Annotated in this window: 17 protein-coding genes and 1 pseudogene; 12 read left to right on the plus strand and 6 right to left on the minus strand. The window is 62.3% G+C overall.

Annotation, left to right across the window (positions count from 1 at the left end):
• Window positions 1-57 precede the first annotated feature (57 nt).
• The 11 genes from KFO72_RS20075 to KFO72_RS20125 all read left to right on the plus strand — a co-directional run bounded on the left by KFO72_RS20075 (window position 58) and on the right by KFO72_RS20125 (window position 7,340).
• Window positions 58-1,008: a ketopantoate reductase family protein gene (locus KFO72_RS20075; RefSeq protein ID WP_054931632.1), complete on the plus strand. Its 951-nt coding sequence runs from the start codon at window positions 58-60 to the stop codon at window positions 1,006-1,008.
• A complete protein-coding gene (locus tag KFO72_RS20080; protein WP_054931622.1) occupies window positions 1,005-1,397 on the plus strand; it encodes a VOC family protein in 393 nt (130 codons plus the stop codon). The genes KFO72_RS20075 and KFO72_RS20080 overlap by 4 nt, the downstream gene beginning before the upstream one ends.
• A 1-nt stretch (window position 1,398) precedes the next feature.
• Window positions 1,399-1,857, plus strand: coding sequence for a MaoC family dehydratase (locus KFO72_RS20085; protein WP_054931621.1), 459 nt, complete (start codon window positions 1,399-1,401; stop codon window positions 1,855-1,857).
• The gene (locus KFO72_RS20090; protein WP_054931620.1) at window positions 1,857-3,077 is read left to right on the plus strand and encodes a CaiB/BaiF CoA transferase family protein; all 1,221 of its coding nucleotides are present in this window, start codon (window positions 1,857-1,859) and stop codon (window positions 3,075-3,077) included. Before KFO72_RS20085 ends, KFO72_RS20090 begins: the two co-directional genes overlap by 1 nt.
• Window positions 3,077-3,910, plus strand: coding sequence for a shikimate dehydrogenase (aroE, locus tag KFO72_RS20095; RefSeq protein ID WP_054931631.1), 834 nt, complete (start codon window positions 3,077-3,079; stop codon window positions 3,908-3,910). The genes KFO72_RS20090 and aroE overlap by 1 nt, the downstream gene beginning before the upstream one ends.
• A 19-nt stretch (window positions 3,911-3,929) precedes the next feature.
• Window positions 3,930-4,376 carry a type II 3-dehydroquinate dehydratase gene (aroQ, locus tag KFO72_RS20100; RefSeq protein ID WP_062917619.1) on the plus strand — a complete coding sequence of 149 codons (447 nt, stop codon included), beginning with the start codon at window positions 3,930-3,932 and terminating at the stop codon, window positions 4,374-4,376.
• A gap of 251 nt (window positions 4,377-4,627) precedes the next feature.
• Window positions 4,628-4,909, plus strand: a complete 282-nt coding sequence (locus tag KFO72_RS20105; protein ID WP_225032847.1) for a hypothetical protein — start codon at window positions 4,628-4,630, stop codon at window positions 4,907-4,909.
• A 214-nt stretch (window positions 4,910-5,123) separates the two neighbouring features.
• A complete protein-coding gene (locus KFO72_RS20110) occupies window positions 5,124-5,690 on the plus strand; it encodes a sigma-70 family RNA polymerase sigma factor (RefSeq protein ID WP_224099969.1) in 567 nt (188 codons plus the stop codon).
• Window positions 5,687-6,406 carry an anti-sigma factor domain-containing protein gene (locus tag KFO72_RS20115; protein WP_225032848.1) on the plus strand — a complete coding sequence of 240 codons (720 nt, stop codon included), beginning with the start codon at window positions 5,687-5,689 and terminating at the stop codon, window positions 6,404-6,406. The genes KFO72_RS20110 and KFO72_RS20115 overlap by 4 nt, the downstream gene beginning before the upstream one ends.
• A gap of 132 nt (window positions 6,407-6,538) precedes the next feature.
• Window positions 6,539-6,802 (plus strand): PepSY domain-containing protein, encoded by a 264-nt coding sequence (locus tag KFO72_RS20120; protein ID WP_060609991.1) that lies wholly within the window; start codon window positions 6,539-6,541, stop codon window positions 6,800-6,802.
• Window positions 6,803-6,815: 13 nt separating this feature from the next.
• On the plus strand, window positions 6,816-7,340 hold the full coding sequence (locus KFO72_RS20125) for a cytochrome b/b6 domain-containing protein (protein WP_225032849.1): 525 nt from the start codon (window positions 6,816-6,818) through the stop codon (window positions 7,338-7,340).
• Between the two features lie 16 nt (window positions 7,341-7,356).
• Here KFO72_RS20125 and KFO72_RS20130 read toward each other — a convergent pair whose 3' ends face one another.
• Window positions 7,357-8,532: a porin gene (locus KFO72_RS20130; protein ID WP_062917615.1), complete on the minus strand. Its 1,176-nt coding sequence runs from the start codon at window positions 8,530-8,532 to the stop codon at window positions 7,357-7,359.
• A gap of 263 nt (window positions 8,533-8,795) precedes the next feature.
• On the opposite strand from KFO72_RS20130, the gene KFO72_RS20135 reads away from it, so the two are divergent.
• Entirely contained in the window at window positions 8,796-9,413 is a 618-nt protein-coding gene (locus KFO72_RS20135) for a dihydrofolate reductase family protein (protein WP_225032865.1), read from the plus strand.
• Between the two features lie 215 nt (window positions 9,414-9,628).
• On the opposite strand, the gene KFO72_RS20140 is transcribed toward KFO72_RS20135, so the two are convergent.
• The 5 genes and pseudogenes from KFO72_RS20140 to KFO72_RS20160 all read right to left on the minus strand — a co-directional run bounded on the left by KFO72_RS20140 (window position 9,629) and on the right by KFO72_RS20160 (window position 15,119).
• On the minus strand, window positions 9,629-9,982 hold the full coding sequence (locus tag KFO72_RS20140; protein WP_054931613.1) for a BON domain-containing protein: 354 nt from the start codon (window positions 9,980-9,982) through the stop codon (window positions 9,629-9,631).
• A gap of 47 nt (window positions 9,983-10,029) precedes the next feature.
• On the minus strand, window positions 10,030-10,833 hold the full coding sequence (locus tag KFO72_RS20145) for a hypothetical protein (RefSeq protein WP_225032850.1): 804 nt from the start codon (window positions 10,831-10,833) through the stop codon (window positions 10,030-10,032).
• A gap of 70 nt (window positions 10,834-10,903) precedes the next feature.
• Complete coding sequence (locus KFO72_RS20150) at window positions 10,904-11,362, minus strand: YaiI/YqxD family protein (protein WP_054931629.1); 459 nt, start codon at window positions 11,360-11,362, stop codon at window positions 10,904-10,906.
• A gap of 99 nt (window positions 11,363-11,461) precedes the next feature.
• A pseudogene (locus tag KFO72_RS20155) lies at window positions 11,462-11,581 on the minus strand (hypothetical protein); the annotation flags it as partial.
• A 181-nt stretch (window positions 11,582-11,762) separates the two neighbouring features.
• Window positions 11,763-15,119, minus strand: coding sequence for an efflux RND transporter permease subunit (locus KFO72_RS20160; protein ID WP_054931611.1), 3,357 nt, complete (start codon window positions 15,117-15,119; stop codon window positions 11,763-11,765).
• Window positions 15,120-15,129: the final 10 nt, after the last annotated feature.

Raw genomic sequence — 15,129 nt, forward strand, 5'->3', positions numbered from 1 at the left:
TGCATTGCCGACATGAGCGTCGAATCGTATCTTGATCGTCAGATTAAGGAGACGGCAGTGAAGATTGCGATTCTGGGCGCGGGTGCGCTGGGCTGTGCCATCGGCGCGGCGCTGACCGAAGGCGGCAACGAGGTCTGGTTGCTGAACCGCTCGGCGGCACATGTGGAGGCGATGCGGCGCGACGGTCTACGCGTGGACGACGCGAATGGCTCGCGCCGTGTGGAAGTCAAGGCCACGACGCGTCCTGCCGAAGCCGGAACGGTCGATCTGGTGATCGTGCTGGTCAAGTCGTTTCATACCGATGCGGCCATGCGTGGCGCCTTGGCGCTCGTCGGCCCCGGCACGCTGGTCCTGTCGTTGCAGAACGGCCTCGGGCATGAAGACGTGCTGGCGGACATCGTGGGGCGTGGACGCGTGCTGGCCGGCAAGACCTATGTCGGCGGCGTGATGCGCAATCCGGGACATATCGAGTCTGGCGTCGCCGGCAAGGCGACTTATATCGGCGAACTCGATGGCGAAATCACCGCCCGCGTGACGGCGATCGCCGAAACATTCAACGCCGCAGGCTTGTCCACCACTGTCAGCGACAACATCGTCGGCACGATGTGGGACAAGTTGCTCGTCAACGTCGCAACCGGCGCGCTGACGGGAACCACCGGCCTCACCTACGGCCAGCTCTACGACGAGCCGCTTCTGAAGACGGCTGCGCTCGCAGCGGTTGCCGAAGCCATCTCGGTCGCCCAGGCCGCTGGCGTAGCCCTCTCCACCACCGATCCCGAGCGTCCGTGGACGCTCGCCGGCGAAGGCCTTTCGGCGTCGTTCAAGACCTCGATGCTGCAAAGCCTCGAAAAAGGCTCCATCACTGAAATCGACTTTATCAACGGCGCGGTCGTGCGCTGGGGCCAACGGCATGGCGTGCCGACGCCCGTCAACGCGACGCTGGTGGCGTGCATCAAGGGCATCGAGCGCGCCATGACCGACCGACAACGCAAGGAGACAACGGCATGAACGGCAGCAGGGCTTATCTGGAGCATGTCGCCATCTGGGTGAAGGACATCCACTGGCACATCCGCTTTTTCGAAGACGTGTTCGGCATGACGATGCGCGAGGTCGACGGCACCGTCGAGGAACCCCGGCAGTACTGGACGCTCGGCGGTCTGCAATTTATTCATAACCCGCAGCATGACGCGCCTGAAGGCCGCCTCGGTCACCTGGGCGTGATGTGCGAAGACATGGAAGCGGCGCTCGCCGCCGCACGACGCCATGACGTCAGCGAAATGCCGCAGGGACGCAACTGGTTGCGCCTGCCGGACGGCCTCGCCGTCGAACTGATTCAGGCCAGGCCCGCCTCGTGTGTGGCGCGGGCACTGGACATCAATCCGCGCGCGGAGGTTTGAGATGACGATCATCGACAAGTACTGGGACGATGCCAACGAGGGCGACGAGTGCGTGAGCCCGAACTACACGGTGACGAAGGAACGCATCCTCGCCTACGCCGACCTCACCGGCGATCACACGCCCGTGCATGTGGACGAGGAATACGCGAACGCGAGCCACTTCGGTTCGATCGTCGCGCACGGTCTGTTTGGCCTGTCTATCGCCGACGGGCTCAAGACCCAAAGCGAATACCGCTTCCTGCCCGGCATGTCGCTCGGCTGGACGTGGGACTTCAACCTTCCGATCAAGGTCAATGACGTGCTGCACGTGAAATTCCGCGTGGGCGCGATGCGCGCGAGCAAGAGCCGCCCGGGCTGGGGGATCGTCGTACTGCCGTCCGAACTGATCAATCAGGACGGCCTGGTCGTCCAGCATGGCGAGCATCGTCTGATGGTGCCGCGCCGGCCGGGAGCGTTCTGATGCAAGCACGTCCTCTCGAAGGGATTCGCGTCGTCGACTACAGCCATTTTCTGGCCGGTCCGTATGTCGGACGCTGTCTCGCGGCGCTCGGCGCCGAAGTCATCAAGGTGGAGCGCCCGGGCAGCGGCGACGCCGGACGTCAGCACGCAACCGTGCTCGACGATGAGCAGAGCGGCTATTTTCTGCAACTGAACATGGGCAAGCGCGGCGTCAGCGTCAATATGCGCGACCCGCGCGGCAAAGAGTTCATGCAGCGGCTGTGCGACTCGGCGGACGTGTTCGTCGAGAACTACCGGCCGGGTGCATTGAACAAACTCGGGCTTGGCTATGACGAACTGTCCGCGCGTAATCCCGGCCTCGTCTACTGCTCGATCTCGGCGTACGGGCATACGGGACCGGACGCACATCGCGCAGGCTTCGGCCTGATCGCCGAAGCGAAGAGCGGGATCATGCAGATGATCGGCACGCCCGGTGAGCCGCCGCCTTTGATGCGCATCTCGCTCGGCGACATGTACACGGGCATTCACGCGGTGGCGGCGATCAATGCCGCCCTGCTCGGCCGCGTGAAGAGCGGGCGCGGCCAGCATATCGATATGGCGCTGTACGACACGCTGGTGTCGATGCATGAATACGCGGTTCAGTGCTACACGTTGCAAGGCATCGTGCCGGAGCAGACGGGCCACGATATGCCCACGTCGACGCTCTACGGCGTGTTCCGTGCCGCCGATGGCGACCTCGTGATCGCGGCACAGGTGGACGACGCCTGGAAGCGCTTCGCGGCCATGATAGAGGCGCATGGCGGACCAGACGGATTTGGCACCGACTCACGCTTTCACACGCTCGCGGGACGCAATGCGAACCGCCTGGACATTCTGTCCGTCGTGAAGCCCTGGGTGGCGAGCCGACCCGTCGCGCAGGTGCTTGAACTGCTCGACGGCATCGATGTGCCGTGTGCGAAGGTGCAGCGTATCGACGAGGTACTTGCCGATCCGCAGATCGTCGCGCGCGGCATGGTGGTCGAACAGGAGCACCCGCGCTACGGGACTTTGCGTCTGCCGAATCTGCCCTTTCGCTTCTCCGACTGCGACACGACGATCCGCGAAGTCGCGCCAGATCTCGGTCAGCACAACGCGGAAGTGGCGCAATCGCTGGGCTTCGGCGCCGCCGAAATCGACGCGATGCAGACTGATGGTGTGTTGTATTCGAAGGTGAGGCCATGATGACTGACCAATACGCGGTGATCGGCAATCCGATCGGCCATACGAAGTCCCCGCTGATCCATGGCCTTTTTGCAGAAGAGACGCAGCAGGCCATGTCCTACACGGCGATCGAAGGTCCGCTGGAGCCGTCAGACGCGTTTGCCGCGACCGTACGCGCGTTCATCGCGGCGGGCGGCAAAGGCATGAACGTGACCGCGCCGTTCAAGCTGAAAGCATTCGCGATGGCCGATGAGCGCAGCGAGCGCGCCGAACTCGCAGGCGCCGCTAACGCGCTGAGCTTCAAGGACGGCCGGATCATTGCCGAGAACTTCGATGGCGTCGGCCTGCTGCGCGACATCGAGATCAATCTGAGCCTGCCGATGGCCGGCAAGCGCGTGCTGGTCCTCGGTGCGGGTGGCGCCGTGCGTGGCGCGTTGCTGCCCTTCCTTGCCGCGCGGCCTGCCGAACTGATCGTCGCCAACCGGGATATCGCGAAGGCTCGGGCACTGGTCGGCCAGGCCGCCACGAGCGGGCCGCTTGCCGCCTGCGGCTACGCCGATCTCGAGGCGATGGGACAGTTCGACCTGGTGGTCAACGCGACGTCGGCCAGCTTGACGGGCGAACTCCCGCCCGTGCCGCCGGGCGTTTTCAGCCCGACGGGCGCGGCCTATGAACTGGCCTACGGCAAACGGCTGACACCGTTCCTGAGACTCGCGCGCAATGCGGGGGTGCTGCGTGTCGCCGACGGCGTCGGCATGCTGGTGGAGCAGGCAGCAGAAGCGTTCGCGTGGTGGCGCGGCGTGCGGCCCCAGACCCATGCCGTGATCGATCGGCTCACGGTGCCGCTGGACTGAGAATGCGTTGGAGTGACGAATGAAAACGATCCTGATGCTTCACGGTATCAACCACAATATGTTTGGCAAGCGCGACCCGGTGCAGTACGGAACGATCACGCTGGCCGAAATCGATGCGAGGCTGCGGGCTCTCGCCGTCGAGCTTGGCGTGCGCGTGGAATCGTTCCAGACCAATAGTGAAGGCGCAATGTGCGAACGCATTCACCGCGCCTTCGAGGAGCGCTGTGACGCCGTGCTGATCAACGCCGGGGCGTGGACGCACTACAGCTACGGTATACGCGACGCGCTGGCTATCCTCACCTGCCCGGTCGTGGAATTGCACATGTCCAATATCCACGCCCGGGAACCGTTCCGGCATCACTCGGTATTCGCCGAGATCGTCGATGGGCAAATCTGCGGCTTTGGAGTGGAAAGCTATCTGCTCGCCTTGCGAGCGGCCGTTCAATTGTCAACGGTCGATTGCTGACGTACTACCGTCGAATTGCCGGAACTGGCCGGGATAGTCACGGGCACGCAGCGTCCGCAAACACGATTCGATCAACGATACGGCTCACTGTTCTGCAAGAGCGACGGCGCCACGGGCTCGCCGCCGAGGTCACGAGCGACGACACACAAGCGCGTTACCGACCGTTACAGATGAGCGCCCGTCGAGCGACTATGCTTCAAATGGCCGTCTCACAGTCGGGGCGACCTGGCGAATCGACGGGAAGTCACATCATGAAGCACGCAATCTCGCTGCTCGCAATCGCTGCGGCCGCCTGCGCACCCGCGTCAGCTTCGGCTCAAGCCAATGCGGGTGGCTATTACATGCCGATTCCTGCGCCGCCTCCGCCCGTAACCTACCAATCCCGCTACGCGCCGCCGGGTGCCTATGGGGCGCCGGGCACCTATGTCTATCAGTCCAATCCACCCCCAGTCGTGTATCGGGCACCACTCGTCGGCTATGGCAATGGTCAGGGCGGTGGTTGGCACAGGGGCTGGGAATACAACCGCCGCTGACCGCTGCGCATCCGCGATACGTCCAGCCACGTAAAAAGGGAATCGAATCCGCGCATACGACCGCCCTGGAGGTCCGATGCCCTCGCGACTATTGCCCGATGGCGGGCCGCTGGATGCGCATCACGCTGATACACTACGGGCACGAAGGCGTACCGTGTACAGCCAGCCCGGGTAGAACATGTCCTCAAGGCAACCGAAGGAAATGCGTGACGCGATGCGTACACCCACGTCTTCGGACACAGTGGGGCACGACGATCTGGATCGCTTGCTATCGGCTGTTGCGTTGCGCGACCGGGTTGCGTTCGAAACGCTCTATCGTCGTACGTCTCCCAGGATATTCGCCATTTGCATCAAGGTACTGCGTGACCGGTCCGAAGCCGAAGACACGCTTCAGGATGTGTACGTCACCGCCTGGAACCAGGCGGCCACCTTCAATCCGCAGTTATCGAGCGCCATCACATGGCTCGGCACGATCGCGCGCAATCGCGCAATCGATCGCATCAGACGCCGCCGCACCGTCTCGCTTGACGAAACAACGGTCGAAGAGATTGTCGACGAATCGCCCACTCCCGCTGCCCTTGCTCAACTCAGCCAGGAACGCCAGCGGCTCGAATTGTGTCTGCAAGCGCTGCCCGAGACTCAGAGAAAGGCGATCAGGGAGGCATTCTTCACGGGTTCGTCGTACGCCGAGCTGGCCGCGCGAATGAGTGTTCCGCTGGGCACCATGAAAAGCTGGATCCGCCGCAGTCTGATGCAGCTGAAGACGTGTCTTGAAAGATGAATACGCCCGCCTCTTCCGACGACAAAGACCTTCGCTGCGCGGAGTACGTACTCGGCGTGCTCAGCGACGAGGAGCGCCGCGAAATCGAACTCGCATTGCAGCAGGAAGCGGGCATGGCCGAATCGCTCGCGCGTTGGCAAGCGCGTCTGATGCCGTTGAACGAAGACGTGGCGGAGGTGATGCCGCCTTCACATGTGTGGGACCGTTTGCAAGCACAACTGGGCTGGACGCGGACGGGTCACCGGGCGGGCCTATGGAACAGCCTGTTGTTCTGGCGCTGGACGGGATTGGCGTCGGTCGTTGCCGCTTGCGCGCTCGCCATCGTCCTGACACGCACCGTGATGTTGCACGAAGCCGAGGCCCCGCGCGCAGGTGCGCAATATCTCGTTGCGACGCTCGAACGGCAAGGCGCGGGCGCAGCCTGGACGGCAACGGTGGATGCGCAGCACGCACAGATCGTCGTCGTTCCGCCTCGCGACTTCGTAATCGCCGCCCATCACTCCACGCAGATGTGGATGATTCCGCCCGGCTCGAAACCCGTCTCGCTGGGCGTCATCGATCCGCAGCGCCCGACGATCGTGCACGTCGCGCGGGATCGGCTTCAGCAACTCGGCGCACAGACCACGCTAGCGGTGTCCCTTGAACCGCAAGGGGGATCGCCAACTGGGCAACCCACTGGGCCGGTACTCGCGGCGGGCCGCGTCGAGGGAATCTGACCGTTCGAACGCGGGTGTCGACCTGCGCGAAGGTCGAGATCGTCACTCCTTCTTGAACCCTACAATAAGCTTGCGAACACGCCTGGGTACACGTAGAGTAAGCGCTCGACAAACCAGCACATGAGGTGACGGATGTTCAGGTTCCTGGCGTTATGCGTGGCAATGGGCGTTTCCGGCGCGGCGTTCGCTAAAGCCGATTGCCCGGTTTATCCGAAGAGCGAGTGGATGAAGGAATCGGATGCGCGCGCGCAACTCGAGGCGCAAGGCTACAAGATCAAGAAGTTCAAGGTCGACGGCAACTGCTACGAAATCTACGGCCACAACAAAGAGGGCAAGAAAGTCGAGATCTACTACGACGCCAAGACGCTTGCTGTCGTGAAGTCCGAGATCGACTGACGTCTCGCGCGCGATGCCCGTCAAAACCTGGGACATAGGCGTGCGGTTCACACACTGGACCGTCGCCGGCATCGTCGTGTGGAATCTGTTCGGGCCGACTGACCAGTTGCATCGGGTACTGGGATATATCGCTGCCGGTCTCGTTGCCTGCCGCTTCGGGTGGGGGTTCGTCGGCACGCCTTGCGCACGCTTCTCCGCCTGGTGGCCAACGCCGGCGCACCTGAAAGACTATGTGCGCTCGCTGGCCGCAGGCGCGCCACACCGTCATCTGTCGCACAATCCGCTCGGCGGTCTGATGGCGATCGCACTCTGGCTACTGATTCTGGCACTGGCGCTAAGCGGCTGGCTGATGCGGCTCGACGCGTTCTGGGGCGAAGACTGGCCGCACGACCTTCACACGGTTCTGTCGATAGCGCTGGAAATCTGCGTATGCGTGCACGTTCTGGCGGCCATCATCATGAGCGTGTGGACGCGCGACAATCTGATCGGTGCGATGCTGACGGGCGTCAGGCGCGATCCCGGCGACAGGCACTCGTAGCCGAGCGCGTCAGTGTTCAGAACATCTTGCGAAGACCGACCGCCACGCCCAGCTGGTTGGTTCGGCCAATGGTATTGGTCGGCACACCGGCGGAATTGACTCCGCCCGGATAGTCGGCGGCGAAGGCGCCCGTGCCGCGCGCCCAGTCCGTGATCGCGTAGATTTCCGACTGCCGGGAGAACGAGTACTCGGCGAGAATCGTAGCCGACTGGTTCACCCCTGTACCGAGCGAACCGTCCAGCCGTTCGGCGTTGCGCGCGTGCCCGTAGTAGTACGCGAACGTGAAGAGCAATGGGGCGGTGGCTTTCCAGTTCGCACCGACGTAAAACGTGTCGTCGATGCGGTTAGGACTGGCGCCCTTCAATGTCGGCGAGCCAGCCTGCTGCATGTTGACGTCGGTCAAACCCGTCTGATCCTGGCCATGAAGCCAGCCGGCCAGCAGGCGGACGTCGTGCGTGACCTGCCAGGCGCCGCTGATGTGCAGGAAGTTCGTCTTGCCGCCATTGATTGCACTGCCCACACTCGTGCCGACTGCCGAGCCCGTCGCAGAGGTTGGGACGGACACCTGCTGGAAGCCTGCGTTGAGCATGGCCGGGCCATAGGTGTACGTCAGTTCCACGGCGTAGATCGCACCGAGCCCGAGTGCGCCCGGCTGGTTGCCGAAACCATATAGCGCATCCACGGCCAGGTTATAGAACGTGCCTTTGTACTTGACCGCGTTGTTGATTTCCAGGTAACTGCCGATGCCGTTATAGGGCCAACTGTTCTGCCAGTAATTGCCAACGGTCAACGGGTCGAAGATATCGCCCAGGGTGTCGTAAGCGGGCGCGTATTGCCTGCCGAAGGTCAGTGCGCCCCACTTGTCGTTCGACAGACCCACGTAAGCCTGGCGACTGAACAATGTACCCGGAACGTGGAGTGTCCCGTTAAAGGCTTCGAAGCCGTTTTCGAGGTGGAAGACTGCGGACCATCCTCCGCCCAGATCCTCGCTGCCCTTCAAGCCCCACCGGCTGTGGGTTTCCGGACCCGAGGTCATGGCAACCTGGTCGTCGCCGCCCGGGCCGGCGTTCGTCTGATAGCGGATGGCTTCATCGACGATGCCGTATAGCGTAACCGAGCTTTGTGCGAAGGCCAGCGGTGTCGCGGCAGCGAAAAGTGCACCAATGGCACTTGAAATAACGATCTTTTTCATCAGCGATCCACAGTAATAAGTGAGCCAGCTGGATCAATTTCGTGAACAGGAGCATAGCCCGCCAATTCGTTGCAGCATAGCGATCTGCCAAAGAGGTGTTGTTTATTTACCGTACTGCGCGAATGAGCGTGAATCGTCTGGCGATTAACCGCGTCGAAGCGTTGCGCGCTTTCTTTGGAAATCGCATTGAGTGGCTGTCGATCGACATGCGATTCGTTCGTCGTATAGATGGAACGATTGGGTCCGTCGACCTGGAGAACCTCATGCGCAAACTCGTGGTTTCTGTTTTCATCAGCCTGGATGGCGTCGTGCAGGCCCCTGGCGGCCCGGACGAAGATCGCAGCGGCGATTTTCGCCTTGGCGGCTGGATTGTTCCCTATGCCGACGAAGCCATTGGCCAGAACTTGCAGGATCTGCTCTCGCAGCCGTTCGAGTTGCTACTTGGCCGTCGCACCTACGACATATTCGCGTCGTATTGGCCACATGTGCCGGCCGATTCTCACAGCCGCACCATCGCCGACCTGTTCAACCGCGTGACCAAGCATGTCGCCACGCACCGGTCAGGTGCGCTCGGCTGGCAGAACAGTCATCCGCTGAAGGGCGACCTTGCCGATGCGATACGTACGCTCAAACGTCAGGACGGCGCCAATCTGTTGACCTTCGGCAGCGGCGACATGCTGCGCCAACTGCTTGCAGCGGGCCTGGTAGATGAGATTCGACTTGTGATTTACCCCATCATACTTGGGCGCGGCAAGCGCTTGTTCGGCGACAACGCACTCGCGTCGGCCTTCACGCTGACGCACTCGATCACCACGCCGGGCGGCGTGTTGATTACCCGCTACTTGCGCAACGGCGAGGTGCGTACAGGGACATTCGAATAAGTCGAGTGGCGTTGCTCCCGCCCGTGGAGAACTGCGATTGCCCGCCCGCGACCGTGAATCGCGAGACCAGGCATGCCTGAACGATCATCCTTTTCCAATCTATACATCAGCTATCCGAACTATCCGAACTATTCGAACATGAATTGCGGGGTGCACAAATAGTGCGCCACTCTCGCGCAGTATCCCGCACCCCGCAATTCCCAGCGCTCGATGTACTACTGACCGCCTTCCCGAATCGTCAGCGCATTCTTCACCGACGTGACACCGGAAACACCCTTCGCTATCGACGTTGCCTTATCGATCTGCGACGGATCGGTCACACCCCCAGCGAGCGTCACTGCCCCGCCTTTCACGAGAACATTGATCCCCGTCGTATCGACACCGCCCTTCGAAAGCGCCTGAGCCACTTTCTTGCTCAATGCCCGGTTCGCCTTTCTGACGCTGGATTTCGAAGCGCCTTGCGTGGGCGTCGTTGCGCTAGCGGCTTCGCTTCCCTGCGCCCAGGCATTGACGGAAGCAACGACGATCAATGCAGCGCCAGCCAGCTTGAGTGTTTTGAATGCGTTCATTAGTTTCCCCTGTTTAAGTAACTCAACGAAAGATGCTGCCGACTACCTTAAGGTTTCACACTCTCTTGCCTCGCGCCCGTGGCGGCAGCGAGCCGGCTTTGCGCCGGGACGAGCTGGTCGTCCGTGGTCGCCACCAGCCATAGACGCGCGTGTTCCATCAGCTTGCGGTTGTGGTCCTTCAACGGGCCCATCGCGGCTGCCGCCTTCCAGACCACCGGGCCGATCCGGCTCTTGCGGCCCGAGTGCGCGCCTACCAGCAGGCAATAAGGTCCCAACGGAAGCGATACAAACGGCAGACCCGGACTTGCACGCACGCGCCAGTCGATGAATGGCGTCTCGCTGATCAGCAGCGGCGAGGGCAAGCCGTACAGCACACTGAAATCGTACAGCGACAGTTGCTCCCGCACCCCCGCGTACACCCGCCGGATATCGTCGACAACCGCCGCACGGATTTCGTCTTCGAACATCGGCTCCTGGGCATAGCGGGCCGTTGCCTCGCGAGCCTCCGCCTGATAGGCGCTGAATAGGCCGAGCTCCACGCAGTCCTGCACGGCGCGTTGAATCTCCGCGACAGAACCCGCCTCATCCGGCGTGCCCAACTGCGCGGCCCGCAAGAACCGGGCAAGCCCGGCTTCCTGGATCGCCGGGCCTTCTGCGGCTACAGTGGCTTCACTGTCCTTGTCGAGCGGCACATAAATGTACTTCTCTGCCGCGAAACGTGATTTCTTGCCTTCATCGAACTTGATTTCGCCATCGGCGTAATCCAGATAGCGTGTCCCTACCCGACCATGCTCCCAAATCCAGTTCTTCAAAAACGGGCGTAGCGGATGCAGTTTTTCTTGATCGGCCATTGGAACCTCCTGGTGCCCCAGTATAGAGCCAATTCGCCTGTTGAAAACCACAGCGAATCACACTCGACGTTCAGGTCGGCGCCGCGCGATGCCGGGCGAGAAACCGGTCCAGTTGCCCCGCGAAGGTTTTGCTGTCGCGTGGACTGTAGGGCGCTGGACCGCCCGTATCGACGCCCGTGCTGCGCAGTTGATCCATCACGGCACGCATGGTCAACCGTTCCTCGATATTCTCGCGGCTAAACCAGCTTCCGCGCGGGTCGAGCACGAAAGCGCCCTTGTCGAGCGCAGCGGCGGCAAGCGGGATGTCCGCGGTAATCACAAGATCGCCGGCCACGGCGAGTTCGACGATGCGGATATCGGCCGCATCCGCGCCCGCAGGTACTTGCATTGACTTGATATACGGCGAAGGCGGCGTCTGCAGATAACGGTTTGCAACGAGCGTCACACACACTTCGGCGCGACGCGCGGCCCGAAACAGCATGTCCTTGATGACAACCGGGCAGGCGTCTGCGTCAACCAGCACTTGCATCTTGTCGCTCCCAATCACTGCATTGCTTCCGTCTGAATTTTTTTCGAGCGCCGTGTGGGCCTCGTCGACCTTGCGTCGGCGCCCGGCTATTTTCTTCGCGCTCTTGCCATCGGCTTTGGCTTGCTGCAACTCGCGCTCACGCTCCGACAGCGCTTTCTCCGCCGCAGCCACCTTGCGTTGTGCATCGCTGCGCAAGATGGCTCGAGGTGCGCTTTGCATCGCATCCGCCTGTCTGCGCCAGGCAGATCATCTGATAAACCGCCATGGCGAGCATGGCGCGAACCATATTACTTCAAAACACGAAAGCGACTCGACAAAGCGGACGTGCTGACGAACGCGCGTCAGAAAAACGGGCGAGGTTTGCTGCTATCCGCATGCCGCCTAGGCGCGCGTGCGTTCGTCAGACGGGCGCACCCTCGCCTGGCGCACCATCCTTCGGCGCGCCGTCTGCTGGTCCGACCGACGCGCCGCCATCGCCGCCATCGCTGTGGTCACCGCCGTGATGCGGCATCTTGTGCGACACCTCGTCGAGCTTGTCGCCGAGCAGGCGGCGCACGACCACATAGAACACGGGAATCAGCAGCAGACCGAGAAACGTCGCAAACAGCATCCCGCCGATCACGCCCGTGCCGATCTCGTGACGTGACGAAGCGCCCGCGCCCGACGAGATCACGAGCGGAAACACGCCGAGAATGAACGCCATCGACGTCATCAGGATCGGACGCAACCGCAGTCGTGCCGCCGTCAGCACCGCGTCGCGCAACGTCATGCCGCGTTGCTGTCCCTCCACCGCGAACTCGACGATCAGGATCGCGTTCTTCGCCGCGAGACCGATCACCGTCACAAGGCCGATCTTGAAGTAGATGTCGTTGGGCACGCTGAAGGTCAGGCAGAACGCGAGCATGCCGAGCATGCCGAGCGGCACCACCAGCAGCACCGACGCGGGTATCGACCAGCTCTCGTACAACGCCGCGAGACACAGAAAAACCACCACGATCGACAACGCCATCAGTGTGGTCGCCGACGACCCCGACAGCAACTCCTGATACGACTGACCGGTCCAGTCACCCGCGAAGCCGCGCGGCAACTGATGGTTGATGATGTCGTTGAGCGTATCGATCGCTTGCCCCGTGGAGTAGCCGGGCGCGGAGTTGCCGACGATCTCGATTGCCGAATAGCCGTTGTAGCGCGGCAGCACCGTCGGCCCGAAGGCCCATTTGGCATTCACGACGCTGGCGAGCGGCACCATGTTGTAGGGGGCAATCGACGTATTGGCGGGCGACGGATCGACGGGTGCGACAAAACCGTTCGAGCCGACGGCGGTGCCGGTGCTGCCCGTCGTGCCCGAACTGCTCTTGCTCGAAGACGCCTGACCCGACGACCCGCCCGCCGTGAAAACGCTCGGCGTGTAGAGGTGCTGAAGCGCGTCGAGCGACATCCGGAACGGCGCATCCGCCTGGATATAGACACGCTTCACGCGGCCGCCGTAGGTAAACTGATCGATATAGAAAGGCGCGAGCTCCATCTCCAGGGTCTGATAAACGTCCGTCAGAGACAGGCCCATCGCCTGCGCCTGCGTACGATCCACCGCGATGTCCAGTTGCGGCGAGTTCGGCAGCGAGTTCGGCCGGATGCCGAACAGCACAGGACTTTTCGCCGCGCTCGTGAGCAGCGTGCGCTCCGCCTCGCCGAGTTCGGCGCGCGATTGCCCCGAGCGCGCCTGCAGATACATGTCGACGCCGCCGAACTGGCTCAGGCCGCGAATGGTCGGCAGGTTCACGGCGAAGATCTGCGCGTCGGGGATCGACGACAGAATGCGGTTGATCTGCGGGATCATCTTCATTGCCGTTTCGGAGCGGTCCTTCCAGTCGGACAGCTTGATGAACGACATGCCGACGTTTTCGCTCGTCCCGACAAAGCTGAAACCCTCGGGCTGGAAAATGCCCACGATGTCCTTGCCGAGCGGACTGTTGGCGAGCTTGTCGCGCAACTCGGCCATCACGTGATCGGTGCGCTGCAAGGTCGAACCAGATGGCAGGTTGACGAGCGCCAGCACGAAGCCCTGATCCTCGTCGGGCACGAAGCTGGTCGGCAGCTTCGTGTACAGGAAGCCCGTCAGCACCAGCACGATCGCAAATGCCATCATCCAGCGCGGCGCGTGACGCACGGCCTTGCCCACATGGCTGAGATAGTGTTTCGTCGTCCAGTCGAAGGTCCGGTCGAACCAGCGGTAGAACGCGTTTTTCTTCGTCTGATGCTCTGTCCTGAGAATCGCGGCGCACAGCGAAGGGGTGAACGACATCGCCAGAAACGCGGAGAAACCCATCGATACCGCAATCGTCAGCGCGAACTGCGCGTAAATGATGCCCGTTGCGCCGGGCTGCAGCGCGGACGGCACGAACACCGCCGTCAGCACCACCGTGATCGCGATGATGGCGCCCGTGATCTGCTTCATCGCCTTGCGGGTCGCCTCGCGCGGCTCCATATGCTCCTCGCTCATGATGCGCTCGACGTTCTCGATCACGACGATCGCATCGTCCACCACGATGCCGATTGCGAGCACCATGCCGAACAGCGTCAACTGGTTGAGCGTGTAATGCAGCGCCGAAAGACCGATGAAGGTGCCCAGCAGCGCGACGGGAATCACCAGCGTCGGAATGATGGTCGCGCGCAGGTTCTGCAGGAAGATCAACATCACGAAGAACACCAGCAGGATCGCCTCGATCAGCGTGCGGATCACGTCCGTGATCGATGCGGTGATAAAGGGCGTGGTGTCGTACGGCACGCTCCATGTGACGCCTTCGGGCAGGTCGCGCGCTAGCGTATCCATCGTCGCCTTGACGGCCTTTTCGACCTTCAGCGCATTCGCGCCCGGCAGCAGGAACACGGCAAGACCGCCGGCCGGCTTGCCGTTGTACACGGGCGCCTGTCCGTAAGTCTGCGAGCCGAACGAGACGCGCGCCACGTCGCTCAGTTTGACCGTGGTGCCGTTGCTGTTCGATAAGACGATGATGTCGCGAAACTGCTGGAGCGACGAAAAAAGACTGTCGCCGGAGACGGTTGCCGTGAACACCTGGCCCTTCACGGCAGGATCGGCGCCGAGCGAACCGGCCGCGAATTGCGCGTTCTGTCCGCTCACGGCGTTGAGCACCTGCGTGGTCGACAGGCCGTAGCTCTGCAGCTTGTCGGGATCGAGCCAGATGCGCACCGCGTATTCCGAACCGAGCAGCGTCGTGTTGCCGACGCCCGTCACCCGGCCGATCACCGGCTGGATCTGCGACGCGAGAATGTCGGAGAGCCGCCCCGCGTCGATCGACGCATTGTTCGACTGCAGCGCGATGAACAACAGAATGTCCGGGCTCGACTTCGCCACGATCACGCCCTGCTGCGTCACCTGCGAGGGCAACAGCGGCTCGGCGAGCGTGACCTTGTTCTGCACCTGCACCTGCGCAATGTCCGGATTGGTGCCCGTCGCGAACGTGAGGATGATCTGCGTCTGGCCATTCGAGCTCGACGTCGAACTGAAGTACAGCAGATTGTCGATGCCCGTGAGCTGCTGCTCGATCACCTGCGTCACGGTCGATTCCATCGTCTGCGCGCTCGCGCCCGGATATTGCGCCGTCACGGTCACTTGCGGCGGCGCGATGTCCGGATACGAATCGATCCCCATGCCGCGCACGGCGATGATGCCGAACAGGCAAATCAGGATCGCGATGACCCACGCGAAAACGGGACGGTCGATAAAGAAACTCGGCATGAGCGCTCTC

It is taken from the genome of Paraburkholderia sp. XV (assembly GCF_020177535.1).
Lineage (GTDB): Bacteria > Pseudomonadota > Gammaproteobacteria > Burkholderiales > Burkholderiaceae > Paraburkholderia > Paraburkholderia caribensis.